Annotated in this window: 23 protein-coding genes; 12 read left to right on the forward strand and 11 right to left on the reverse strand. The window is 70.8% G+C overall.

What is annotated here, in order from left to right:
• Positions 1–14: 14 nt before the first annotated feature.
• The 9 genes from F0L17_RS26465 (at position 15) to F0L17_RS28585 (ending at position 6239) form a co-directional block, all read left to right on the forward strand.
• Complete coding sequence (locus tag F0L17_RS26465) at positions 15–278, forward strand: acyl carrier protein (protein WP_155074280.1); 264 nt, start codon at positions 15–17, stop codon at positions 276–278.
• Positions 275–673 (forward strand): ApeI family dehydratase, encoded by a 399-nt coding sequence (locus F0L17_RS26470; RefSeq protein ID WP_162466922.1) that lies wholly within the window; start codon positions 275–277, stop codon positions 671–673. The genes F0L17_RS26465 and F0L17_RS26470 overlap by 4 nt, the downstream gene beginning before the upstream one ends.
• Complete coding sequence (locus tag F0L17_RS26475; RefSeq protein ID WP_162466923.1) at positions 670–1155, forward strand: ApeP family dehydratase; 486 nt, start codon at positions 670–672, stop codon at positions 1153–1155. Before F0L17_RS26470 ends, F0L17_RS26475 begins: the two co-directional genes overlap by 4 nt.
• A gap of 26 nt (positions 1156–1181) precedes the next feature.
• Positions 1182–1928, forward strand: a complete 747-nt coding sequence (gene fabG, locus F0L17_RS26480) for a 3-oxoacyl-[acyl-carrier-protein] reductase (protein WP_155074281.1) — start codon at positions 1182–1184, stop codon at positions 1926–1928.
• A gap of 16 nt (positions 1929–1944) precedes the next feature.
• On the forward strand, positions 1945–2526 hold the full coding sequence (locus F0L17_RS26485) for a YbaK/EbsC family protein (protein WP_420802485.1): 582 nt from the start codon (positions 1945–1947) through the stop codon (positions 2524–2526).
• Positions 2527–2716: 190 nt separating this feature from the next.
• Positions 2717–3658, forward strand: coding sequence for an ATP-binding cassette domain-containing protein (locus tag F0L17_RS26490; RefSeq protein WP_155074282.1), 942 nt, complete (start codon positions 2717–2719; stop codon positions 3656–3658).
• Positions 3659–3695: 37 nt separating this feature from the next.
• Positions 3696–4541 carry an ABC transporter permease gene (locus F0L17_RS26495; protein WP_155074283.1) on the forward strand — a complete coding sequence of 282 codons (846 nt, stop codon included), beginning with the start codon at positions 3696–3698 and terminating at the stop codon, positions 4539–4541.
• Between the two features lie 245 nt (positions 4542–4786).
• Positions 4787–5746, forward strand: coding sequence for a LuxR C-terminal-related transcriptional regulator (locus F0L17_RS28420; RefSeq protein ID WP_155074284.1), 960 nt, complete (start codon positions 4787–4789; stop codon positions 5744–5746).
• A 256-nt stretch (positions 5747–6002) separates the two neighbouring features.
• Positions 6003–6239: a DUF6269 family protein gene (locus F0L17_RS28585; RefSeq protein ID WP_420802486.1), complete on the forward strand. Its 237-nt coding sequence runs from the start codon at positions 6003–6005 to the stop codon at positions 6237–6239.
• On the opposite strand, the gene F0L17_RS26505 is transcribed toward F0L17_RS28585, so the two are convergent.
• The 4 genes from F0L17_RS26505 to F0L17_RS26520 all read right to left on the reverse strand — a co-directional run bounded on the left by F0L17_RS26505 (position 6129) and on the right by F0L17_RS26520 (position 11188).
• Entirely contained in the window at positions 6129–8123 is a 1995-nt protein-coding gene (locus tag F0L17_RS26505; RefSeq protein ID WP_238421037.1) for an AfsR/SARP family transcriptional regulator, read from the reverse strand. The two genes, F0L17_RS28585 and F0L17_RS26505, sit on opposite strands and share 111 nt — an antisense overlap.
• A gap of 210 nt (positions 8124–8333) precedes the next feature.
• The gene (locus tag F0L17_RS26510) at positions 8334–8582 is read right to left on the reverse strand and encodes an acyl-CoA carboxylase epsilon subunit (protein ID WP_162466924.1); all 249 of its coding nucleotides are present in this window, start codon (positions 8580–8582) and stop codon (positions 8334–8336) included.
• A gap of 10 nt (positions 8583–8592) precedes the next feature.
• Positions 8593–10173 (reverse strand): acyl-CoA carboxylase subunit beta, encoded by a 1581-nt coding sequence (locus tag F0L17_RS26515; RefSeq protein ID WP_155074285.1) that lies wholly within the window; start codon positions 10171–10173, stop codon positions 8593–8595.
• Positions 10174–10192: 19 nt separating this feature from the next.
• Positions 10193–11188 carry a polyprenyl synthetase family protein gene (locus tag F0L17_RS26520; protein WP_338018300.1) on the reverse strand — a complete coding sequence of 332 codons (996 nt, stop codon included), beginning with the start codon at positions 11186–11188 and terminating at the stop codon, positions 10193–10195.
• 871 nt (positions 11189–12059) lie between these two features.
• Here F0L17_RS26520 and F0L17_RS26525 point away from each other — a divergent pair.
• Together F0L17_RS26525 and F0L17_RS26530 are read left to right on the forward strand one after the other, a co-directional pair.
• Positions 12060–14213, forward strand: coding sequence for an MMPL family transporter (locus F0L17_RS26525; RefSeq protein WP_155074287.1), 2154 nt, complete (start codon positions 12060–12062; stop codon positions 14211–14213).
• A 123-nt stretch (positions 14214–14336) separates the two neighbouring features.
• Entirely contained in the window at positions 14337–16358 is a 2022-nt protein-coding gene (locus F0L17_RS26530; protein WP_338018301.1) for an ABC1 kinase family protein, read from the forward strand.
• A 90-nt stretch (positions 16359–16448) separates the two neighbouring features.
• On the opposite strand, the gene F0L17_RS26535 is transcribed toward F0L17_RS26530, so the two are convergent.
• The 5 genes from F0L17_RS26535 to F0L17_RS26550 all read right to left on the reverse strand — a co-directional run bounded on the left by F0L17_RS26535 (position 16449) and on the right by F0L17_RS26550 (position 20070).
• Entirely contained in the window at positions 16449–17243 is a 795-nt protein-coding gene (locus F0L17_RS26535) for an IclR family transcriptional regulator (protein WP_155074288.1), read from the reverse strand.
• 256 nt (positions 17244–17499) lie between these two features.
• Positions 17500–17847: a hypothetical protein gene (locus tag F0L17_RS28425; protein WP_338018302.1), complete on the reverse strand. Its 348-nt coding sequence runs from the start codon at positions 17845–17847 to the stop codon at positions 17500–17502.
• Entirely contained in the window at positions 17744–18109 is a 366-nt protein-coding gene (locus F0L17_RS28430; RefSeq protein WP_338018306.1) for a hypothetical protein, read from the reverse strand. The genes F0L17_RS28425 and F0L17_RS28430 overlap by 104 nt, the downstream gene beginning before the upstream one ends.
• Before the next feature lie 312 nt (positions 18110–18421).
• Positions 18422–19213, reverse strand: a complete 792-nt coding sequence (locus F0L17_RS26545; RefSeq protein WP_162466925.1) for a LuxR family transcriptional regulator — start codon at positions 19211–19213, stop codon at positions 18422–18424.
• 65 nt (positions 19214–19278) lie between these two features.
• On the reverse strand, positions 19279–20070 hold the full coding sequence (locus tag F0L17_RS26550; protein ID WP_338018303.1) for a helix-turn-helix transcriptional regulator: 792 nt from the start codon (positions 20068–20070) through the stop codon (positions 19279–19281).
• A 690-nt stretch (positions 20071–20760) separates the two neighbouring features.
• On the opposite strand from F0L17_RS26550, the gene F0L17_RS26555 reads away from it, so the two are divergent.
• Complete coding sequence (locus tag F0L17_RS26555; RefSeq protein WP_238421039.1) at positions 20761–21264, forward strand: 4'-phosphopantetheinyl transferase family protein; 504 nt, start codon at positions 20761–20763, stop codon at positions 21262–21264.
• Between the two features lie 169 nt (positions 21265–21433).
• Here F0L17_RS26555 and F0L17_RS26560 read toward each other — a convergent pair whose 3' ends face one another.
• On the reverse strand, positions 21434–21853 hold the full coding sequence (locus tag F0L17_RS26560; RefSeq protein ID WP_155074291.1) for a hypothetical protein: 420 nt from the start codon (positions 21851–21853) through the stop codon (positions 21434–21436).
• A gap of 53 nt (positions 21854–21906) precedes the next feature.
• On the reverse strand, positions 21907–22602 hold the full coding sequence (locus F0L17_RS26565) for a helix-turn-helix domain-containing protein (protein ID WP_162466926.1): 696 nt from the start codon (positions 22600–22602) through the stop codon (positions 21907–21909).
• Between the last annotated feature and the right edge of the window lie 891 nt (positions 22603–23493).

A 23493-nucleotide genomic window follows, 5' to 3' on the forward strand; every position in this document is an offset into this window, starting at 1 on the left:
CGAAAGGGAAGAGCATGTCAATCGACGCGGTCACCGGGCTCGATCGGGAAGAGCTGCGGGAACTGCTGGCCGAGACCATCGACGCCGACGTGGCCGAGGTCCGGGACGGAGCCGACTTCGTGGAGACGCTGGGGGTCGACTCGCTGATGGCCCTCGAAGTCGTCGTCGTGTTGGAGCGGAAGTACGGGGTCAAGTTCACCGAGACGGAGATGCGTTCGGTGCGGACCCTGGACAGCGCCTACGACCTGGTGCGGCAGAAGCTGCGGGAGCTCTCGTGACCAGCCCGGTCCTGGCCGTCCCCCGGCCGGTGCGCGAGCCCGGCCGGGACGAGGGCTCCGGGGGGTGGTCGGCCGGGTTCTCGGTGACGGTCGACGAGAGCGAGCCCGTCTTCGCCGGGCACTACCCGGACTTCCCGATCTTTCCCGGCGTCTGCGTGATGGAGTGCGTGCGGCGCGCCGCGGAGGCCGCGAAGCCGCCCGAGTCCGGCGAGCTGCGGCTGACGGCCGTGGAATCCAGCCGGTTCCTGGCCGCGGTCCACCCCGGTGACGAGTTGGCGATCGAGCTGACCTGGTCGCCGCGCGGCGAGGACTGGCGCTGCAGCGCCCGGGTGGCGACGGAGCGCGGCCAGGCCGCCTCGGTCCGCCTCCGCTACCGGCGGGAGGCGACGGCGTGATTACCTCCGAAGGCGTCCGCGCCACGCTTCCGCACCGGTACCCGATGCTGCTGGTCGACCGCGTGGTCGAGGTGGGGACCGACGGGATACGGGCGGTCAAGGCCGTCACGTTGAACGAGCCGTGGTACGCCCGGCTCGGTCCGCGGGCGACCCGGGACGACCTCGCCTACCCGGACTTCCTGCTGATCGAGTCGTGGACGCAGACGGCGGGCATCCTGGCCAAGCGCCTGGCGGGTGACGCGGCCGACGGTCAGGTCATGCTGTTCGGCTCCATGAGCGGCATCGAGTTCCACCGGCGGGTCTTCCCCGGGGACACGGTCGAACAGCACGCCCGGCTGGAGCGCGCCGTGAACGACACGATGATCTTCGAGGGCGAGAGCCGGGTCGACGGCGAACCGGTCCTGACCGTCGGCCGGATCACCATGGCCTTCCGCCCGGGCGAACGGCTCAGCCCCGCACACGCCGGACTGGCGACCGGCTGACCAGCACAGTCAGTAAGGAGAGTGTCATGACGGACAACACAGCGCCGGTCGCCCTGGTGAGCGGTGGATCACGGGGGATCGGCCGGGCCGTGGTCCTGCGGCTCGCGGCCGAGGGGTACGACGTCAGCTTCTGCTACCAGTCCAACGAGCAGGCCGCGCTGGAACTGGAGAAGGAGGCGGGCGAGTTCGGTCACCGGGCGCTCGCCGTCCGGGCCGACGTGACCGACGCCGCGTCGGTCAAGGAGTGGGTCGCCCGTACGGAGTCCGACCTGGGGCCGATCGACGTGGCGGTCAGCTCGGCGGGCATCACCCGGGACAATCCGCTGGTCCTCATGTCGGACGAGGACTGGCACGGCGTCCTGGACACCAATCTCGACGGCGTCTACCACGTCTGCCGCGCGGTGATATTCGAGATGATGAAGCGCAAGTCCGGCACCATCGTCAACATCTCCTCCATCGCCGGCGTCTACGGGAACGCGACCCAGTCCAACTACTCCGCCTCCAAGGCGGGCATCATCGGCTTCTCCAAGGCCCTCGCCAAGGAAGTCGGCCGGTACAACATCCGGGCCAACGTGGTGGCGCCGGGCTACATCGAGACCGACATGACCGCCGAGCTCTCCGACAAGGTCAAGAAGGAAGCGGCAAAGCAGGTTCCGCTGCGCCGCTTCGGACGGGCCGAGGAGGTGGCGGACCTCGTCGCCTACCTGGCGAGCGAGCGCGCCGCCTACATCACCGGCTCGGTCTTCCAGATCGACGGCGGTATGACCGTATGACCCACCGGGAAGCGACATGACGACGACCGGACGCCGCCCCGCCCCCGTCGGCACCGCTCCCGCCACCGGAACCGACGCCGACGGGCGAGGTGGCGTCTCGCCCCACGACCGGACCGCCTACCGGCGGCTCATGGCACTGGCCGACCGCCACGGCGCCTCCTACCGGCTGATCGAGCACCCCCCGGAGGGCCGCACCGAGGTGGTCAGCGCCCTGCGTGGGCACGACTTGGCGCAGAGCGCCAAGTGTCTGGTCGTGGTGGTGCGGCCGGACAAGCGGACCTGCCGGTACGTGCTGGCCGTCGTCCCCGGCGACCGACGCCTCGATCTGCGCCGGGTCGCGGAGTGCACCGGCGGGCGCAGGGTCGGCTTCGCCGACCGCGAGACCGCCGAGCGGCTCGCCGGCTCGGTCAGCGGCTCGATCATCCCCTTCTCCTTCCACCCCGACCTCGAACTGATCGTCGAGGAGGACCTGCTCCGCAGCGACGTCCTGTACTTCAACGCCGCCCGGCTCGACCTGTCGATGGCCCTGGCCACCGACGACTACCTGCGGATGGCACGTCCGCGCACGGCCCGGATCTCCGAGCCGGCCGACTCCTGACCGCCGGGACGCCGTCGAACTCGTACCATCTGCCGCATTTCAGCAACCTGCAGACACTTCCGCCTCCGTGCCTGTGCCGCTCTAGCATCACGATGCAGCGGTGGCGGCGACTCTCGATCTCATGTCCGAACCGTGGCCCGCCACCGGGCCGCCGGAGAAAGCAACGGAGGCCAAGCACGTGGCCAAACCCATGATTGAGGCAATCGACGTAACGAAGTCGTTCGGTGACGTCGCCGCACTGGACGGCGTGAACGTCTCGGTTCCCGAAGGTTCGATCCACGGTCTGCTGGGCCACAACGGCGCCGGCAAGACCACCTTGGTCAACATCCTCTCCACGTTGCTGGAACCGACCGACGGCACCGCCCGGATCTGCGGCCTCGACGTGACCGCCGAGGCGCAGAGGGTCCGCCGTTGCATCGGCCTGACCGGGCAGTTCGCCTCGGTGGACGAACAGCTCTCCGGGCGGGACAACCTGACCCTGATCGCGCGCCTGCTCGGCGCGAGCAAGCGTCAGGCCCACTCCCGCGCGGACGAACTGCTGGAGCTGTTCGAGCTGTCCCAGGCCGCCAAGCGGCCGGTCTCCCAGTACTCGGGGGGCATGCGCAGGCGGCTGGACATCGCGGCGAGCCTCGTCGGCTCACCGCAGGTCATCTTCCTCGACGAGCCGACGACCGGCCTGGACCCGAACTCCCGGATCGGCGTGTGGGAGATCGTCAAGCGACTGGCCAAGGACGGCGTCGCGGTGCTGCTCACCACGCAGTACCTCGAAGAGGCCGACCAGCTCTGCGACCGGATCACCCTGCTGTCCAAGGGCAAGGTGGTCGCGGGCGGCACGCCCGACGAGCTCAAGGCCGACGTCGGCCAGCGCATGGTGACCGTGACGCTGTCGACGGAGTCCGAGGCGTCCACCGCGGTGAAGGCGCTGGAGGACACCGGCATCCGGGCGACCCCTCAGGAGTCCGGGGCCACCATCAGCGTCCCGGTCGCCGCCTCCGCCGACCTCGCGACCATCGTGCGCACGCTGAACGAGGCGCACACCGAGATCACCGAGCTCGGTTTCTCCGAGCCGACTCTGGACGACGTCTACCTGAGGCTGACTCACGAACCCACCGGGAAGTCGGTGCCCGCGTGACCGTCCCGACCATTCCCATCGAAGAAGGAGCGCACCGATGACGGTCATCGAGGCCGAGGCCGGCCGGCAGCGGACAGCGTCGGACCGAGAGGGGCACCCGTCCGAGCAGTGGGGCGGCAGCGGCCTGTTCTCCCAGACCGCCGCCCTCACCGGCCGCTCGATACGGCCCTACCTGCAGGCCGGCGTGCTCATCGTCACGTTCGTCGAGCCGCTGGTCATGCTGTTGATGTTCGCCGGCGTGCTGAAGGTGCTGGGCGACGCGCCCGGGATGCCGACCGACATGGCCTACATCGACAACCTGGCTCCCGCCATCATGATCATCACCGCGGTCGCCGCCGGCGCCCAGGCGGGCAACGGTCTCATCAACGACCTGCGCAACGACGTCATCACCCGCTTCCACACCCTGCCGATCAACAGGTTCAGCGTGCTGCTGGCCAGGAGCTTCGCCGACGGTGCCCGGGCGCTCTACCAGTTGATCGCCGTCGCCGTCCTGGCCGCGCTGTTCTTCGGGTTCGCGCCTCCCGGCGGGTTCCTGGGCGTGGTGGGCACGATCGTCATGAGCCTGCTCGTCGGCTGGTCCATGAGCTGGATCTTCATCATGATGGCCGCGGTGCTGCGCAACGGCGACGTGCTGCGCATGATCACCACGCTGATGACCTTCCCGCTGCTGTTCGCCTCCAACGCCTTCGTCCCGCCGGAGTCGATGCCCACCTGGCTGCGGGTGATCGCCCAGGCGAACCCCATCTCCTACGCCAACGACGCCACGCGCAGCATGGTCGCCGGCGAGATCACCCTCGCGGAACTGCTCGCCACCGTCGTGGCGTGCCTCGCCCTGGTGTGCGTCTGCGCACCGATCTCGAAGCGCTCGTTCCGAGTGATGTGACCCCCGTGCGCCCCGGCCGGCATCGTGCCCGCCGGGGCGCAATGGTGCCCTCTGCGGCGGCCGATCACGAGACCGATGACCAGTTGTGCCCTCTTCCCACCCGCAGGACGCGTGAAACCTGCGCCGCCGTGGCACCAAGCTGTCGAAAGCGATGTTCGAACATTCCGAGCCGGCTCGCACATGCCTAAGTTGACCTCGTCAGCGGGCAAAACCTGCCCTGGGAAGAAACCTTCCGAGAGGTTGGCGTGGCGGAATCCGGAATCGGTCTGGACAGGCGTTCGGAGCTTCTCTACCGGAAGCTGCTCCTGCGGACGAGCTGGCGAACGCAGGAACTGGCGCAGGCCATGGAATGGCCGACAAACGAGGTCGCGCAAGCGATGGAGATCCTGCGGGCCGAGGGTCTCGCCAGCGTCTCCGAGGACGACCACACGGCGTTTCGCGCGGTCGAGCCGTGCATAGCCCTGCCGGCCCTGCTGGCCCGGTCGATGCGCGAGGGCCGCTCACCGCAGCCCCGCCCGGTCGAGATCGACCGGTTCATCGCCCTGCACGAGCGCGCGGCCGAGCGCGTCAGGGAGTCCGCCGACGGGAGCGGGAGCCGCGACGACGCGTCCACCATGGTCGAACGAATGGTCGCCAAGGCCGAGCGTGACGTGATGTTCCTCGTCCCCGGCCACGTCGAGGGCGGTTTCGAGTTCTCCCGCCCCATCGTGGACATGGGACTGCGACGCGGCGTGCGCCTGCGGGCCGTGTGGTCGTCCTGCGTCTTCCAGACACCTTCCGCCATGACGTACGCACAGTGGCTGGCCCAGCAGGACGTTCCGCCGCGCACGGTCGGCACGGTGCCGCTGCGGGCGATGATCATGGACGGTGCGGTGGCCGTGGTGATCGACGCGTCGGAAGGCTCCCGCGTGGTGCGGTCCACCACGGAGCTGGAATCCCTGTGCGCCCTGGCGGAGCGGCTCTGGGAGCGCGGGGCGGCGGTGCGGCAGCTGGGACGGAAGCCCGGCGCCCCCACCACCCGCCGCCCCCGTACGGAGATCGTCCTCCGGCTCCTGGCCGAAGGCCTCACCGACGACGCCATCGCCCGTCGACTGGGCTGCAGCGTCCGGACGGTGCGCAACGACGTCGCGTCGGCCATGGTGGCGCTCGATGCGCGTAGCAGGTTCCAGGCGGGAGCCCGCGCCATGCAGGTCGGACTGATCTGACGGCGACACGGAAGCCGCCGTGACCGGCGCCCGACACCCCTCCCCGACAGGCCCGCCCACGTGGCGGGCCTGTCCCGTCCCGCGCGGGGACCGGCGCGCTCCCCGCGGCGGCGTCCGGCGGCGTCCGGCGGAACGGGAGGCCCGTGAGACGGGTCGTACAGAGGGAGTACAGATCGGCGCAGGAATCCATATGTACGGTTGTGCGAACGTGGTGGCACAGTGCCTGGGAAGAGCCCGGAAGCACAGGGGAGGAACGATGCACGACGACACGGACGACCCGTTCCACGTCCAGCATCCTCTGGACGTTCTGACGGAGATCGAACTTCGGGGTGCCGCGGACCGTGAGCTGCCGATGCACGACAACGCGATCCTCTGGGCGGATCTACTGGCGGCTTACGTCGAACACCTGGTGGACCGAGGGCAGGCACACGATCCGGACCCCGGCGCGTTCGAGCTGACGCGCCGGCTGGACGAAGGACACGCCGGCGGCTGACCCGCGTCCCTTGGGGAGGGCGTCCGCCGACCGGCCGGCGGGGAGCCGGGAGGGCGGGGTGTCGGCCCCGCCGGCGCGCGCCGTCGCCCCTCCCCGGATCGCGAGCCGCATCAGCGGTGTGAAGCGGTACCGCAGCCACACCTCGCCGTCGACGCCCCGCGCCTCCAGGATCCGCGCGTTGACCAGGCTCTCCAGCAGCTCCTCGGCTTCGTCGAAGGAGATGCCCAGCAGCTCCGCGGTGCCCGGAGGCGTCAACGGGACGGGACCGACCGCCGCCAGGACGCCGCAGTCCCTCCTGGTGGCCTCGTCCAGCGGGTCCAGGGCCGCGCGCAGGCGGCCGCGCACGTCAAGGCTGCCGAACCGGAGTTCGTCCAGTCGGCGCCCCTCGGGGGCCAGTCGGTCGGCGAGCCTGGCGATCCGCCACTGCTGGCAGGCCGCCAGACGGGACCCGGCCACGCGCAGGGCGAGGGGCAGCCCGTCGCACGCCTCCACCACCCGCGCGGTCGCCTCGGGTTCGGCCGCGACCCGTTCCTCTCCCACGACGGCGGCGAGCAGGCGACGGGCCTCGTCCGCGTCCATGGGTCCGAGCCGCACCAGCCTGGTGCCCTCCAGCGAGGCCAGGGTGGACCGGACCCCGGTGACGAGGGTGCGGCTGCCGTCGCCGCCCGGCAGCAGGGGGCGCACCTGGGCGTCGTCGGCGGCGTTGTCCAGGACGACGAGCGTGCGCCGTCCGGCCGTCAGGGTCCGGTAGAGGTGGGCGCGCTCGTCGAGCGTGGCGGGCAGTTCGTCGTCCGCGGCACCCAGGGCGCGCAGGAACCAGCCGAGGGCCTCCACCGGATCGCGGGGGGTGCCGTCGGGGGCGCGCAGATCGGCGTAGAGCAGACCGTGCGGGAAGTCGGCACGGCACTGGCGGGCGACCCGCACGGCGAACGCCGACTTCCCGATGCCGGGGGCGCCGGTGACGAGGACGTCCTGCCGGCCGTGGAGGGCGGCGAGCACGTCCGCCGTCTCGGCCACGCGCCCGGTGAAGTCCCCGGCTCCGGCGGGCAGCATCGCGGGGACGAGCCCGTGCCCGACGCCGCCGCCGCGGAACAGCCCGCGGGCGTCCGGCGACGACAGGGTGACGCCGTGGCGCTCGGGAGCCCGGGGAGGGGGGAGGACGCCCCGGAGGATCTGCTGGTGGAGGGCGCGCAGGGCGGGGCTGGGGTCGATCCCGAGCTCCTCCGCCAGGACGCGGCGGCCCTCCTCGTACACCGCCAGCGCTTCGGCCTGACGACCGCAGCGGTACAGGGCGACCATCAACTGGCCGCGGATCCGCTCGCGCACCGGGTACTGCGCCGCCAGGCCGGTCAGCGCGGTCACGACGTCGACGTGCCGGCCGAGGGCGAGCGCGGCGTCGGCGTGGTTCTCCTGGGCGCTGATCCGGGCCTCCTCCAGGCCCGGGGCCTCGACGTCGGCCAGGTACGGGGTGACGTCGCGCAGGGCCGGGCCGCGCCACAGGGCGAGCGCCTCGGCCAGCCGGCGTTCGGCACCGGCGTACCGACCCGCGAGGAGGTCGGCGCGGCCGGCCTCGGCCAGCCGCCGGAAGACGTCCCAGTCGAACACGGCGTCGCCGATGTCCATCCGGTACCCGCGGCCGATCCGCTCCAGCTTCAGCCCGGGGCCGATGCGGGTGCGCAGCCGCGACACGTACGTGTACAGCCGGCTGGTGCGGGTGGCCATCCGCTCCCAGCCCCACAGGAGGGCGACCAGCCGCTCGTCGGTCAGGCTCCGGCCGTAGGCGAGCAGCAGCGCCGCCAGAACGGTGCGCTGCTTGCTGCCGTCCAGCGGGACCGCGCGGCCGTCGACCTCGGCCGACACCGGGCCGAGGACCTTGAAGTCCATGAGGAGTCTCCTCGTTCCGCGGACCCGCTGCTTCTCGGGGCCGCCTACCGCAAAACCGTGCTCTCCGGGCCTTTCCCGGTGCCGTTCCTCACCTGCCGCCCACGGTGCGCCCCGGGTGCCGGGGGACGCCGTGGGGCGCTCTCCTCCCGGAGAGCGCCCGCACGGTCCGGCTCCCCCGCGCCGGACCGGTCGGCGGGTCGTCCTGCGGTCCTACGCCGTGGACGGCACGCTACCGGTCCACGCCGCCGTCCTTCCGGCCATCCAGGAGGCGGACGGGAGGACGGCGGGACGCCGCCATGTCGCGGACGCGGCGGGCCGTGTGCCCCTGCCGGAGGAGAGGGTCGTGGGCAGGGTGGTGAGCAGGGCGGCGACGGCGGCCAGTTCCTCCGGCGCCGGGCTGCCGCTGATCACCTTGAACAGGACGGGGCCCAGCGGCCCTTCGAGCACTGTCGCGGACACGGGGTCCTCCTCACTGGGGCGGGTTGCCGTGTTTGCGGGCGGGCAGGTCGGCGTGCTTGGTACGGAGCATGGCCAGGGCCCCGACGAGGACGGAGCGGGTGTCGGCCGGATCGATCACGTCGTCGACCAGACCGCGTTCGGCCGCGTAGTAGGGATGCATCAGCTCGGACTTGTACTCCTTGACCAGTTCCCGACGCGTCTCGTCCGGATCGTCGGAGGCGGCGATCTCCCGCCGGAAGATCACGTTGGCGGCGCCCTCGGCACCCATCACCGCGATCTCGTTGGTCGGCCAGGCATAGGTCAGATCCGCACCGATGGACTGGGAGTCCATCACGATGTACGCGCCCCCGTACGCCTTGCGCAGCACCACCGACACCCGCGGCACCGTGGCGTTGCAGTACGCGTACAACAGCTTGGCGCCGTGCCGGATGATCCCGCCGTGCTCCTGGTCCACCCCCGGCAGGAACCCGGGCACGTCCAAAAGGGTGACGATCGGGATGTTGAACGCGTCGCACATCTGCACGAACCGCGCGGCCTTCTCCGACGCGTGGATGTCCAACACCCCCGCCAGATGCCGGGGCTGGTTGGCCACGATCCCCACCACCTGCCCGTCCAGCCGGGCCAGCGCGCACACGATGTTGTTCGCCCACCGCTCGTGCACCTCGAGGTACTCGCCGTCGTCGACGATCTCCTCGATCACCGCCCGCATGTCGTAGGGACGGTTGCCGTCGACCGGCACCAACTCCAACAACGCCTCGCTCCGCCGGTCGACCGGATCGACGCACTCGGTACGCGGCGGGTTCTCCCGGTTGTTGGACGGCAGCAGCGACAGCAGGTAGCGCACCTCGGCCAGACAGGTCTCCTCGTCGTCGTAGGCGAAGTGCGCCACCCCGGAGGTGGCCGCGTGCACATCGGCACCGCCCAACCCGTTCTGCGACACCCGCGCCCCGGTGACGGCCTGCACCACGTCCGGACCGGTGATGAACATCTGCGAGGTGTCACGCACCATGAACACGAAGTCCGTCAACGCCGGCGAGTAGGCCGCCCCACCCGCACACGGCCCCAACATCACCGAGATCTGCGGAATCACCCCCGACGCCCGGGTGTTGCGCTGGAAGATCCCGCCGTACCCGGCCAGCGCCACCACACCCTCCTGGATGCGGGCCCCGGCCCCGTCGTTGAGCGAGACCAACGGCGCACCGGCCGCGATGGCCATGTCCATGATCTTGTGGATCTTCGCCGCGTGCGCCTCCCCCAACGCCCCACCGAAGATCCGGAAATCATGGGCGTAGACGAACACCGTCCGCCCCTCCACCGTCCCCCAACCGGTGACCACCCCGTCGGTGTACGGCCGCCGGCCCTCCAGACCGAACCCCGTGGCCCGGTGCCGCCGCAACGGCTCCACCTCGTGGAACGACCCGGCATCCACCAACAACTCGATCCGCTCACGCGCGGTCAGCTTCCCCTTCGCGTGCTGCGCCTCGGTCGCCTTCGGGGCGCCCCGGAGCACCTCCTGGCGCTTCCGGGCGAGTTCCGCGACCCTGTGGTGCATGGCCGCCCGTTCGGCTCGAAGGGTCGTCTCCTGCGGCATGGCCACCTCCCTGTTTCTCTCAGCCGGTGCGGAAGGCCACGAAGTCGCAGAGGGCGTCGAGTGTGCGGCGTGCCGGCAGCGGTGGCAGGGACTCGAGCGCCTCCTTCGCCCTGGCCAGCCGCTGGTGCATGATCGCCTCGGCGCGGGCGGTGGCCCGCGAGGCGGAGAAGAGTTCGAGGACGCGGAGGTGCCAGTCGCCTCCGGCGGCGGATCCGGCCTCGATCAGTTCGCGCAGCTCGGCGTCGCGCGGGTCGGTGTCCTCCCGGGCGAGCAGCACCGGGAGGCTGGGGACCCCGGCGAGCAGGTCCTTGCCCCGCTCCTTGCCGGTGAAGGCCTCGGGGGAGGCGAGGTCCAGCAGGTCGTCGGCGATCTGGAACGCGATGCCGAGTTGTTCGCCGTACTCGATGAGGACGTCGACGACCGCGTCGGGCGCGCCGGCCTGGAGGGCACCGACCCCCAGGGACATGGCCAGCAACGCGGCGGTCTTGCCGGCGGTCACCTGGAAGTAGTGCTCGACGGGGTCCTCCCCCGGCGCGGGTCCGGCGAGTTCGCGCAGTTGGCCCGCGATGAGTCGGTTCGCCGTGTCGGCGTTGAGGCCGAGTGCCCTGGGCACCAGGTCGGCGGCGAGCCGGGCGGCCCTGGCCAGCAGCCAGTCCCCGCCCAGGACGGCCATCCGGTTTCCCCACAGGACATTGGCGGTGGAGACACCGTGCCGGGTGGCGGCCCGGTCCACCACGTCGTCGTGGTAGAGCGAGGCGACGTGGACGAGTTCGGCGACGACGGCCGCCTGGACGACACCCTCCCTCGACGGGTCGCCGAACTCCGCGGCGAGCAGCGCCAGAAGTGTTCGCAGCCGCTTGCCGCCCGTGGCCGTCAGGTGCCCCGTGAGCTCCGCCACCCTGGGGTCGGAGGCGTCGCGGGAGCAGGCCCGAAGCCGCCGCTCGGCGGCGGCCAGCGCCTCGCTCAGACGGGCCTCGAAGTCCGGCCGGTTCGGGCCGAGCCGGCTCAGGAGCACGGAGGAATACGAGAGACGGCCGTCCGGTGAAGCGGGTGTCGGAGCCTCGTACAGCTGCTTTGCGGTCACGAGGAAACTCATCCTGTCGGGCCTGCGGGACGGAATTGCGGTCGGTTGCCTTCCACCACGACCCTCGCAGTCCGCCAATCGGGCGACAACCGGCCTGACATGAAGGTGCCACCGTCCGCCCCGACATCACGAGGTTCGAACTCGGAAAACGGAGGATCGGGGGGAACGGTGAAACGGCGAACGAAATGGGCAACGGTAATTCCGCGGCCGGCCGTCGGGGCCGACCGTCTCCGGACCGGGGCGCGCACGTCCGTCCCCGGAAGCGCGCGGGGTGGCGGCGGGGCGGCACCGATCCGCCTCGTCCGGCCCGGACCGGAGGCGCGCGCACGTCGAACCGTTCGTTGTCACAAGGCTCTTCGGAACCCGGTGGCGACGTGACCCGCGCCGATGGAAACGAATGGCGAGGACCGTCAACTTTCCTCCCGAGCAAGGGTTTTCCTTTTGGTCCGGGAGCCTCGGACGAGATGCTTTTCGACTCCCCGTCACCATGCCTGGGAACCGCGACGGTCGGGAAGGGTCCGACGATTACCTGTCGGTATCGTTCCGACGACCCGGTCCACCGGGAATTCGGAAGAGGCCGCCCGGCCCGGCCCGCGGGCGACGGGGGCTCGACGTGACACGGCCGCCGCGGCCGCTTCCTGGGTACGCTCCCACCGACCGCGCTCCGGCGGAAGGGGCCGGAACGGTTCCTCGACGGCGAACGGCAACTTGATGCCAGATGCCGTTGGGAGCCGACGGCGATGGACGCACGCGGAAGACAATCGGTGCGCCTTATGAACCCCCTTCGAAGGAGCCTCCCCCCATGTTCGGACGGGTCGGACGGTCCGCCGTCAGACATCCTTGGCTGACCATATTGGTGTGGGTGATCGCGGCGATGGGCACGGCGGCTCTGGCCCCGCCCCTGAAACCGGTCAGCGACCAGGCCGAATTCCTCCCCTCGCACTACGAGTCGGTGCGGGCCGGGGAGCTCCAGGAACGTGCTTTCCCACAACAGGAGCAGCCCGCCTCCGTCATGGTCTTCCGCCGTGACGACAACGGCACGCTGACCGAGGCCGACCTGGCGGACGTGCAGAAGGTCGCCGCCGGCCTGGATAAGGCGGGACTGGACAAGATCAAGAAGGTGGAGACCAGCCCGCAGGCCGTCTCCCCCAACCGCGAGATCGCCCTGGCGAGTATCGTCGCGACCACCAAGGACCCCTACAACGCCGATCTGCTGGACTCGATCAAGGAGATGCGGGAGGAGGCCAAGCCCCTCCTGGAGGGCACCGCCCTGCACATGGGGATCACCGGGGCCTCGGCGACCACGCTGGACACCCTGGAGTCCTCGGGCGACACCGACGCCATGATCATGATGGCGACGCTGGTGTTGATCATCGTGCTGCTGGCCGCGATCTTCCGCAGCCCGCTGATCGCGATCCTGCCGGTCCTCGTCATCACCCTGGTCTTCGTGGTGGCCACCGGGCTGATCTCCACCGCCGCCGAGTTCGGCGGGTTCCAGGCGGACTCCTCGATCGGTTCGATCCTGATCGTGGTGCTGTTCGGCGTCGGCACCGACTACATCCTGTTCCTGCTCTTCCGCTACCGGGAGTTCCTGCGCCAGGGGCAGGAACCGAAGGAGGCCATGGGCGAGGCCGTCGCCCGGGTCGGGGAGACCATCGCCTCGGCCGCCGGCGCCGTGATCGCCGCTTTCCTCGCCCTGCTGCTGTCCTCCCTGGGCATGCTGCGGGCCATGGGACCGTCCCTGGCGATCTCGGTCGCCGTCACCCTGCTGGCCGCGCTGACGTTGGTGCCCGCGGTCTTCTCCCTGTTGGGTGCCAAGGCGTTCTGGCCGTCCAAGGCGTGGCGCAGGGAACCGCGGCACGGGCTCGCCGCCCGGACCGCTTCCCTCACCGCACGCCGCCCCGGTCTCGTCGCCGCCGCCTCCGGCGGTCTGCTGGCCGTGCTGGCCGCGGGCGTCCTCAACCTCAACACGGTCTTCGACAACGCCGGCTCGCTGCCGAAGAACCTGGAGTCGGTGCAGGCGGCGGAGGCACTCGAGCGCGGTTTCTCGGCCGGCCAGACCGACCCGACCCGGATCTTCCTGGAGGCCGAGGACGGCGGCAAGTTGGAGCGGAGTCAGGTCACCGCCTACGAGAAGGAGCTGTCCGCGGCCGGCCTCGGACAGGTCACGCCCGCGGTCCTCAACCCCGAGGGCGACGTCGCCCAGCTCGGTGTGGTGCTCAAGCACAAGCCGGACAGCACCCAGGCCATCGACGTGGTCTCCGGACCGCTGCGCGACGTCGCCCACGAGGCGGCGCCGGAGGGCACCCGGGTCCTCGTCGGCGGCACCTCGGCGGTGCTCGCCGACATCCAGCACGCCACCAACCGCGACTACTCCGTGGTCTTCCCGGCCGCCGGAATCGCGATCATGGTGATCCTCGGGCTGCTGCTGCGCAGCGCCGTCGCCCCCTGGTACCTGATGCTCGCCGTCGGCCTGGGCTTCGCCGCGACGCTGGGCTCCACCGTCTGGCTCTTCCAGGGCCTCATGGGCGAGGCCGGTCTGCCCTTCACCCTGCCCGTGATCGTCTACCTGTTCGTCGTCGCGATCGGCACCGACTACAACATCCTGGTGGTGGCCCGACTGCGCGAGGAGGTCAAGCGCGGCAACGCCCCGGCGCAGGCCGTCCGTCAGGCGATCACCCACTCGGCGTCCACCATCGGCACGGCGGCCGTCATCCTCGCGGGCACCTTCGGCGTCCTGCTGCTGGCCCAGAACTCCATGCTCCAGCAGATGGGCTTCGCCGTGGCCTTCGGCATCCTGCTCACCGCCTTCGTGATGGCCCTGCTGCTGGTGCCCGCCGTGACCACCCTGCTCGGCCACCGGACGTGGTGGCCCGGCCGCGCCACGCCGGACACCGAGCCGGAGGCGGCCCCGGAGCCGCCGGCGCAGGAACCCGCCCTCGCCCAGCGCGGGTGACGGACGGGGTGCCGCCCGGCTCCCACCCCCGGGGGCCGGACGGCACCCCCTTCCGTGGGGGGACGCCGGGCGCCCTGCGATCGTGTCGTCCGGCAGAACGAAACAGTCCCTACGATCGGCGAGGTGAAACCAGTCGCCGTCCTCCTGATAGCCGCGGCCACCGCTCTGCTCGGCCCGATGATCATGGCCGTCGTGGCCCGCAGACTGCTCGGGCTGCGGATCGGCAAGGTCCGCGCCCTCCTCACCGGATGCGTGGGGCTGTTGGTCGCGGGAGTGGTCGGCACCCCGATGGGCCCCGCGGCGAGCCGTACCCCACTGGTGACCGTGCAGCTCGGCGCGGCCCTGATCGCCGCCATGATCTTCCTGGCGCTCTCCGAGGCCGTGGTCCCCAGCGGATCGGTGCGCGGAATGATCCGCTGGCCCGGCGCCGTGCGCCGCAGGCTGGCGCGCAGCCGGCGCTACACGCAACTCAGCAGGATCGCCGTGCGGCACGGGCTGCGACGCTTCCTGACCGGCCGGCCCCGACGCGCCGGCAGGAGCCCGCAGGACCAGGCGGAACTGGCCAGGTCCCTGCGGCTGGCGCTGGAGGAGGCGGGAGCCACCTTCGTCAAGCTGGGTCAGGTGCTCTCCTCCCGCTACGACCTGCTGCCCGACGTGTTCGTCGACGAACTGAGCTCGCTGCAGCACGAGGTCTCCCCCGAACCCTGGCCCGACATCGAACGGGTGCTGGCCGAGGATCTGGGCGCCTCGCCGGCGGAGGTGTTCGCGGAGTTCGACCCCGAGCCGCTGGCGGCCGGTTCCATGGCCCAGGTGCACCGGGCCCGGCTGCGCGACGGCCAGGCGGTGGCCGTCAAGGTGCAGCGGCCGGGCGCCCGCCAGATCGTGGAGCGCGACCTGGACATCCTCTTCCGGATCAGCGACATGCTGGAACGGCACACCGGATGGGGTCGGACGGTCGGCTCCCGCGAACTGGCGCAGGGATTCGCCGACTCGCTCCACGAGGAGCTGGACTTCCGCACCGAGGCCCGCAACACCATGGCCGTGGCCGCGAACGCCGCCCCGTCGGAGGACGTCGGGCCCGCGGGCGGGGACGGCGACGGGACGACGGGGAGCCCGGAGGGCCGGAGCCCCGGCACCACGCCGCGCGTGCGGTTCCCCCGGGTCCACCGGGAACTGTGCGGCGAACGGGTGCTGGTCGTCGAGTGGCTCGACGGAGTCACCCTGAACCGGGCCGACGCCGTCATCGACGCGCGCGGTCTGGACCGCGGGGAACTCGCCCGCGACCTGCTCGGCTGCCTGCTGGGACAGATCATGTCCGAGGGCGTCTTCCACGCCGACCCCCACCCCGGGAACGTCCTGGTCCTGGAGGACGGCCGGCTGGGCCTGGTGGACTTCGGCTCCGTGGGCCGGATCGACCAGATGCTCCGCTCCAGCCTGCGCAACCTGCTCCTGGCGATCGACCGCAGCGATCCGCCGGCGATGTCCGACGCCCTGCTGGAGCTGGTGGAGCGCCCCGAGGAGATCGACGAGGAGCGCTTCAAGCGCGCGTTGGGCCGCTTCACGGCCCGCCACCTGACCTCGGGCACTCCCCCGAGCCGCGAGATGTTCACCGACCTGTTCCTGATCGTGGCCCAGTACGGTCTCACCATGCCGCCCGAGGTGGCCGCGGCCTTCCGCGCGCTGACCACCCTGGAGGGCTCCCTGAACCGACTCGTGCCGGGCTTCGACATCGTCGAGGAGGCACGTTCCTTCGCCTCCTCCGAACTCACCCGCAGGCTCTCCCCCCGGCACCTGGGCCGGTCCCTGACGGACGAGGCCGCCGCAGTGCTGCCGATGCTGCTCCGACTGCCGCGCCGGGCGGAGCGCGTCAGCAGCGCGCTGGAGCACGGCAGGCTCAGCATCAACGTACGACTGCTGGCGGACGAGCGGGATCGACGCTTCATACGGAGCATCGTCCGCGATGTGCTGCTCGCCTTCATCGGCGGACTGACCGGGGTCCTGGGCATGCTGCTGCTGGCCGCGGAGGGCGGCCCCCGCATCTCCGGCTCGCTGCGGCTGTTCGAGGTCTTCGGCTACAACATGCTGCTGGTCAGTTCGGTGCTGATGCTGCGGGTGCTCTTCACGATCACCAAACCGGAGCGGTGAGGGGACCGGCCCGTGTCCACGGGAGGGGTCGCCCGCGGTCGGACACCGGCGGGTGTTCCCCGCGGCGGTCGCGACGGGTGGCCACCGCCGTCACCGCGTTCCCGACGCGGTCCTTCCGTACCTCCCCCGGGGGGCGGCCGGCGCGGTGTGGGCGCGCTGCAACGCGTCCCCCAGCTCGGCAGCCGAGTCGAACACGGCCGCGCCGAGCCGCCGGCTCGGGATCAGGTCCATCCGGCTCGGCGTACCCGACACCGACAGCGCGGCGACCACCCGGCCGTCCCCGATCCGTACGGGCACGGCGTACGCGACCTCGCCGGGCACCATGACGTCGGCTCCCCGGGCCCAGCCGCGGCGACGCACCTGGGAGAGCTGGCCGGCGGTGAACCGGGCGCCGCGCAGCCCGTGGTAGATCTCCTCGGGATCCTCCCAGGCGAGCAGCACCAGGGCGACCGCACCGGCGGTGACGGGTCTGGCCGTGCCCACCGGCGCCTTCTCGGTGCCGCCGGACCCGGCGACACCGTCCGCGGAGGTCGCGACGCAGATCTGCACCCTCCCGCGGCGCCGCAGGACACGTGCTTCCAGCCCGGTCGCGGCGTGTAGTTCGGCCAGCACCGGAGCCGCCGCCCGGGCCAGCCGGTCGTAGCGCGCCTCGACCGCCAGGGTGCCGAGCCTGGGGCCGAGGACGAACCGTCCGTGGGAGTCGCGGGTGAGCAGCCCGAGCCGTTCCAGCGCCACCGCGATCCGGTACGCGGTGGGACGGGCGAGGCCGCTGCGGGAGACCAGTTCGCTCAACGGCGCCGGTGCCTGCTCCACGATCTCCAGCAGGGCGGACGCCTTGTCGAGCACGCCGACCCCGCTGGCCCACTCCCGGGTCGCCGTGGTCATCGCCGGACCACCGGAGGTCTGCGGCGGAGACGGCCACCGGGCGGCGTCTTCGGAGCGGAGCCCTCGGAGGCGTCCCGCGACCAAAGGCGCGCGGCGTGGCCCGCCGTGTCCCCCAAACCGCCGCCGACGCACGCCACCGCCCGGCGGCCCGGCAGCCGTGTCCGGAGCGGCGCCGGGGCGGCATGGCGGCACGGCCGGATGGTCTCGGTGCCAGGTGGCATGGTGTTCCGGTCTCCTCGCTCGCGCGGGACGGTCGTCAGTCCAGGGCGCCGGGGCCGTCCCCGGACACCACTTCGGTGCCCGGGGCGATCCGGCGGATCAGCCCGGCCAGAGTGCGCCCCGGCCCCAGTTCGACCAGGCGACGGCAGCCGAGGGTGTCGGTGAGGGTGCGCACGCTCTCCTCCCAGAGCACCGGCGAGGTGAGCCGGCGGGTTCCGATCCCGGTCCAGTCGCAGTCGCCGCCGTACGGCCGCGCGTCGACGTTGGCGACCCACACGTCCTCACCGGCCTCCCGCACGGCGCCCGCCAGGTGCTCCACCCGCTCCAGCGGGGCCGCGACCAGGACGCCCATGGTGCCGCCACGGGTCCGGGCGGCCTCCCTCATGGCACGGCCGCGCCGCGGCGACGAGCGTCGCCGCGGCGCGGAGGGTGAGGGCCCCGGCCGCGGTGAGGGCGACGTACTCGCCCAGGCTGTGGCCCGCGCAGGCGACCACGGGCCCGTCGAGCGCCCCGCGTCGCACCGCCTCGGAGTGGGCGACCACCGCGACGGCGAACACCGACAACCGCGCCGGGTCGGTGCGCCGGAGCTGCTCGGTGGAGGTACGGAGCAGCAGCTCGGGGATGTCCTCCCCGGTGACCTCGGAGATCTCCGCGGTGGCGTCCCAGGACGGGGGTCACGCCAGGGTTCGCCCATCCCCTGCTTCTGTGTTCCCTGGCCGGGGAACACCAGGCCGATCGGCCGCTGACTCATGGATCCGCCTTCCGCACGGAATTCACCGAGGGCACGGGGACCCGTACAAGGGCCAAGGAGCACGGGTCCCCGTGTACCGGCGGCCTACGGGGGGGTGACGAGCCGCCGGGGGCGGGAACTTCCCCGAACCGGGAACCGCCCCTGGCTCCATCCAACTGTGCGACGTTCGAGGGGGGCAACGCCCGTTTCATGAAGCTGCCAGTCCGCCTCACGGCCGGGGATCACCCCCCTGCCCGGGAGTCGTGGTGGGCGGGAGCAGCCCCAACTCCGCGGCCCGGACCCCCGCCTGGAAGCGGGAGGTGGCCCCCAGCAGCGTCATGATCTCCGCGACGTAGCGCCGGTAGGTCCGCACGGAGACCGTCAGCTCGCGGGCGGCGACCTCGTCGGTGACCCCGGCCCGCAGGGCGCAGAGGATCTGTCGGATCAGCAGCGCCCGATCACGGTCGCCGAAGACGATGCGCTCGCCCGCGGGCACCGAGCTGCACCAGATGCTCTCGAACAGGGTGCGCAGGACCTGCAGCACCTCGGGGGCCCTGATGAGGGAGGCACGGCGGCCGGCTGCGGGCCCGGCCACCACCAGGGCCGCGGTGTCGTCGGTTATGAGCACCTCCAACGGCGGCAACCGGGCCACCCGGACCGCCACCGACCCGTCCCGGTCGGGCCGCCGCCGCAGCAGGGACTTCTCGATCAGCTCCGGGTTGACCAGCAGCCGCGTCGGGACCGTGTCCCGCGCGCACTGCAACAGACCGTTCTCCCGCCATCCGACGCCCTCCAACCGCTCGCCGGAGCTCGGCGCCCGGGAGTGCAGGACGTCGACGCTCCCCTCGGCCCGCTCGATCAGCTCCCGGGCGACGCTCAGGATCCTCCCGTAGCCCCCGGTGACCGCCGTGATGAGCTGCTCCCGCCGGCTGCGGTCGCGATGGATGACCATGGTCGACTCGATCAGCTCCCTGACCTGTAGAAGGGCGTACTCGAACTCGTCCCCAGGTCGTCTGCACACGTTGTGACTCCACAATCACCGTCGGCAGTTCGTTCTCGCGGTCGTCCCCCACGGACCGCACCGCGTCATACGGCGGATTGCCGTTCCTCCGGCAACAACCCCAGTTCGACCGCGCGCACGCCGGCCTGGAAACGGGAGGAAGCGTCGAGCTCCCGCATGATCTCGGCGACGTGGCGCCGGTAGGTGCGCAGTGACACCTGCAGTTCGCGCGCGGCGGTCGCGTCGGTGTGCCCGTCCCGCAGCCGCTCCAGGATGCGGCGCGTGAGGTCGGTGCGCAGCCGGGGGCTCAGTTCCGTGTGGCCGAGGAACCTGCGCCCGCGCGACCACGCGCTCGCGTAGAGCAGTTCCAGGGCGCTGACCGCCGTGGTGTCGGTGACGATCGCCGCCCGGCTGCTCTCCTCTCCGCCGGGGGCGGATCGCAGGAACGCCAACGTGCCGTCGACCACCACGAGTCCGCACAGTTCGTGCCGGAACACTCGGACCGCCGGCAGGCGGTGGAGCCGGGTGCGTGCCACGTCGATGGCGGCGGGAGTGCACAGGACTCGCACGGCCACTCCGTTCGGCACCTGCTCCAGGCTCCGCAGGACGGCTTCGGCGAACACGACGGAGCCGGTGAGCGTGACGCTCACCGAGCGCCGGGCCCGCAGCACGAGCCGTTCGAGGGTCTCGGCGGTCACCGCGGCGTCGGTCCGCATCACGCCCGACGCCGCAGCCGGGCGCCGGCGGTGCAGGGAGACCATGGACTCGATCAGCGTACGAGCCTGCAGCAGCGTCTGCTCCAGGTGAGCGGCATGGCTCTGGGCAGCGCTCCCCTCCAGCCCACCGACGCCTGGATGATCGAAAACAGTACCTGCCACGTGTGATTCCCCCCATGATCGTTCAGAGCCTGTGTGCACTCTCGTGCGTCCCAACCCCGGTGCCTCGGTCGTATGACTCGGGCAGCCACCGTCGATCCGCTCGGCGCGTTATTGAAACGGCAATTACTTTTGCGCCGAACGCAGGACGAGCCGCCACCGGGGCAATGATTCGCACGTTGCGTCTCAGCCAACGAGATCGTCTCGCAGTATGGCCGAAATCAGATGTAGAGAACCACAACTCTTCGACAATATTCGACCTTTACCCCTCCTTCACTGTCATCAAGATGCACGCCTACTACCGGAACCGGTGATTCCTATTCCACATACACCACCGTATGTACCATTATGGTCGCCGACTGTGACAACGGTGTCCGCTAGTGGACATCCGACGACCAGCCCTTCGCCCTTTCCAACGTAGGAACTTACGGTGACCCGGTGCCCACAGGACACATACGACCTCTCGGTTCCGCAACCTCTTCGAAACTCGCTCGCCATGCCATCGCCACTCACGTGTGGTGGTGGAAAGTGTCACCCGAAGGGCCAAGCAGGACCGATCTTGCCATTCTCGACACCACAGAACGCAATCGTGTAGATCAAATGAAATCAGCCAGAGCGGCTAACGAGTTCATTGCCTGCCGAGCAGCGGTGCGTCGCATATTGTCCGAATTTCTTCAAGTGCCGCCCGGCTCGATGACAATTGGTCGGAACCCCTGCCCGAAGTGCGGCAGCGAGCAGCACGGTCCGCCCGCGGTCCGCCGCCCCGCCACCGACCGGTGGATCAGCATCTCCCACACCGCCGGCATCGGACTGCTGGCCGTCTCCCCGTTCCCGGTCGGCGTCGACGTCGAGGCGGTCCGCGAGGTGCGCGTCGAGGAACTCGTGGACGCCACCGCCACCCCGGCCGAGCGGCGCGCGCTGTTCGCCGAACCGCCGGGCACGGCTCGTGGCATGGCGTTCCTGCGCTGCTGGACCCGCAAGGAGGCGGTCCTGAAGGCCACCGGAGTGGGCATCGGCTCCGACCTGAGCCGGCTGGAGTCCCGCTTCTGGGCGCCCGGCCCCGGCGATGTCACCACCACCGTCACCGGCTCCCCCACCACCTGGCGAGTGGACGCCCTGCCCGTCCCGGACGGCTGGGTGGCCGCCCTCGCCCTTCCGCACGACGCCGCACGGGAGATCATCGTCCGACGCCACTGAGCGGCGGCGCGGGCTCCGGTGCGGCGCGGGCGCCGGTGGATCGTGGGCGCCGTTGTTCCGGCGGCATGTGATGGTCGCCGCCGGAGCGGGTATATTGGTTTCGACCTTCTACTCAGGCTCGAAAGCCCCGCCGGCAACGGCGGGGCTTTCGGTTCGTCGGCGGCCGTGCTCAGACGGCGACCTGGAGGTTGGGGCGTCCCTCCATGGGCGGGGCGATGACATAGGCGGGGAGCTGGAGATTGGGCAGGTCACCGGCCTTGATGTCCCTCAGCGCCTGACGGAAGGCGGCCTCCATCTCCTCGTGGCTCTCGTACTTGGCGGCCAGCGGGTGGAGCCGGTAGCTGTTGCCGTTGCGCTCCTCGCTGCGAGGACGAAGCACGATCTTCAGGTCGCACAGGGGAGCCATCAGGGCGCTGATGGCCTGTGGCGTCTTCTGGTGGTACTCGCGGGCCATGTCCTTCTGTTTGACGGGGATGTGACCGCCGAACTCGGAACGGTACAACAGGTACTGGAGGAACTTGACCGCGCTGCCGGAGATGGGTAGGGCCCAGATGCGCTCGCCCACCAAGGGAGACATGACCTCGGCCATCTAGGGGTTCCTCCTTGTCGTGGTCGGTCCTGGTGTGCGATGTCCTGGCGATATCACCCTGTTCGCTCCTGTCGGGTGGGGGGCGGGGGGTCGTCCAAGGCGAGGTCGAGGGCTTGCTGCTCACCATGGTGGGGGCCGATCCTGTGGGGGAACGCCTGGGGATCGCGTCCGTGTTCACGTTCGAGGTCGGCGAGGACGGCCTGTTGGGCCGTGCTGTTGCCACGGAACCACAACCGGACGTTGAGCCGGATCCTGCCGTTGCCGTGTTTCTCCAGCCACCCGTACTCACAGAGGGCCTTGATGGCCCGGTTGACAGTGGAGCGCGTGATGCGTCGGGCTCCGATGCGGTGGGCCTCCTTGTTGAGGCCGTCGGTGATCTCCTGCTGGGTGTACTGGGCGATACCGGTTCCGGCGATCTGCCCTCCGGCGACGTAGAGGAAGACGCACATCTCCGACTTGGTGACACTGTTGGCGACGGCCAGCTGGGCGAGAAACTGGGTGAACCAGTTGCTGGCGATGCTGTAGCCCTGGTCACCGGCCATGTCGTGGACGGTACGGGGTTCCTGCTCGTACTCGAAGGTGACACCCTTGAGCTTCTTACGGGATCCGGAAGCCTGCCGGGTGGACTCGACGGTCTCCCCCAACTGCTTGCCCAGGGCGACGAGGATGTCGTCGAAGCCCGGGCCTCCGTCTTGAGGGGCGAGTGGGCGGGGGCCCACCGGGGGTGGGGTGGGCGGGTCAGATGTCACAGGACCTCCTTCGCTACTCAGGCGAGGTAGACCCTACTGCAAAACACAAGTGGTTTTTGTCTTTCGCCACTTGCGTGTGCCACGAGGGCCCACCCCCGCACCGCCCCGACAGAAGGTGCCATAAGTCCACCACTTCTTGTCTTCTGCTGCGGATACGGGCCGGAAGTCCAACACAGCTTTACTTCTGTTGCCGTCCACGGCACGTCTCAAGCGCCCGGAGGCACTCTCGCACTCCATCACGCACCCCTCTGACCTGCAGTGAAAGAAAATCAAATTGGGCTTGACTTTTTCGCGAAATGTGCGCTCCCCATTAACATTTCAGACCTCCAAATGTGTCGGCGCCGACACACCCCACCCCGCATAACCGCAGGTGAAAGGGGGTATCAGCCCCCACGCCTCTTGTCATAGAGACCCCCGACGGCGGTTGCCACCAGGCAACGTGACGACACGCCACGGTGTCCGGAGCGGCGAGCACCGAGCCCCCGGAGAAGTGCCCGGGCCGTCCGAGGGCGGCAAGTCCCCCCTTCCCGCAGGCGAGCGACACCCCACCCGCCGACACACCCGCACCACCGAAGGCCGGCCCCATCCGGCAGGACGTTTCGAACACCACCCGCACTGGTCACCCTCACCCCGTCCGGCCTCGCCACCCGTGTCCCGTAACGGCCCGATGACACCCGCAGTCGCCGGCCGTGCGGACACCACCGAGTCGGGGCACCGCAGGCCCGCCAGGGCCGAGGAGCCACCGACCCGGGGCGTTCGCCACCGGTGACAAGAGCGGGGTCCCCTTCTCCGTGAAGTGGGGCCTCATGACGACGTCATGAGGCCCTCGGCAGGAAGGTGAAACACACAGCCTCTTGCTCCTCCCTTCCCCCAAGCGTCAGTATGGTGACG

This window comes from Streptomyces taklimakanensis (assembly GCF_009709575.1).
Classification (GTDB): Bacteria; Actinomycetota; Actinomycetes; order Streptomycetales; family Streptomycetaceae; genus Streptomyces; species Streptomyces taklimakanensis.

What these genes read in the sequence shown, in the direction of transcription:
- F0L17_RS26465 (WP_155074280.1), top strand. Translation starts at nt 15, where the DNA reads ATGTCAATCGACGCGGTCACCGGGCTCGATCGGGAAGAGCTGCGGGAA.
- fabG (WP_155074281.1), top strand. Translation starts at nt 1,182, where the DNA reads ATGACGGACAACACAGCGCCGGTCGCCCTGGTGAGCGGTGGATCACGG.
- F0L17_RS26485 (WP_420802485.1), top strand. Translation starts at nt 1,945, where the DNA reads ATGACGACGACCGGACGCCGCCCCGCCCCCGTCGGCACCGCTCCCGCC.
- F0L17_RS26490 (WP_155074282.1), top strand. Translation starts at nt 2,717, where the DNA reads ATGATTGAGGCAATCGACGTAACGAAGTCGTTCGGTGACGTCGCCGCA.
- F0L17_RS26495 (WP_155074283.1), top strand. Translation starts at nt 3,696, where the DNA reads ATGACGGTCATCGAGGCCGAGGCCGGCCGGCAGCGGACAGCGTCGGAC.
- F0L17_RS28585 (WP_420802486.1), top strand. Translation starts at nt 6,003, where the DNA reads ATGCACGACGACACGGACGACCCGTTCCACGTCCAGCATCCTCTGGAC.
- F0L17_RS26505 (WP_238421037.1), bottom strand. Translation starts at nt 8,123, where the DNA reads ATGGACTTCAAGGTCCTCGGCCCGGTGTCGGCCGAGGTCGACGGCCGC.
- F0L17_RS26515 (WP_155074285.1), bottom strand. Translation starts at nt 10,173, where the DNA reads ATGCCGCAGGAGACGACCCTTCGAGCCGAACGGGCGGCCATGCACCAC.
- F0L17_RS26525 (WP_155074287.1), top strand. Translation starts at nt 12,060, where the DNA reads ATGTTCGGACGGGTCGGACGGTCCGCCGTCAGACATCCTTGGCTGACC.
- F0L17_RS26535 (WP_155074288.1), bottom strand. Translation starts at nt 17,243, where the DNA reads ATGACCACGGCGACCCGGGAGTGGGCCAGCGGGGTCGGCGTGCTCGAC.
- F0L17_RS28425 (WP_338018302.1), bottom strand. Translation starts at nt 17,847, where the DNA reads ATGAGGGAGGCCGCCCGGACCCGTGGCGGCACCATGGGCGTCCTGGTC.
- F0L17_RS26555 (WP_238421039.1), top strand. Translation starts at nt 20,761, where the DNA reads ATGACAATTGGTCGGAACCCCTGCCCGAAGTGCGGCAGCGAGCAGCAC.
- F0L17_RS26560 (WP_155074291.1), bottom strand. Translation starts at nt 21,853, where the DNA reads ATGGCCGAGGTCATGTCTCCCTTGGTGGGCGAGCGCATCTGGGCCCTA.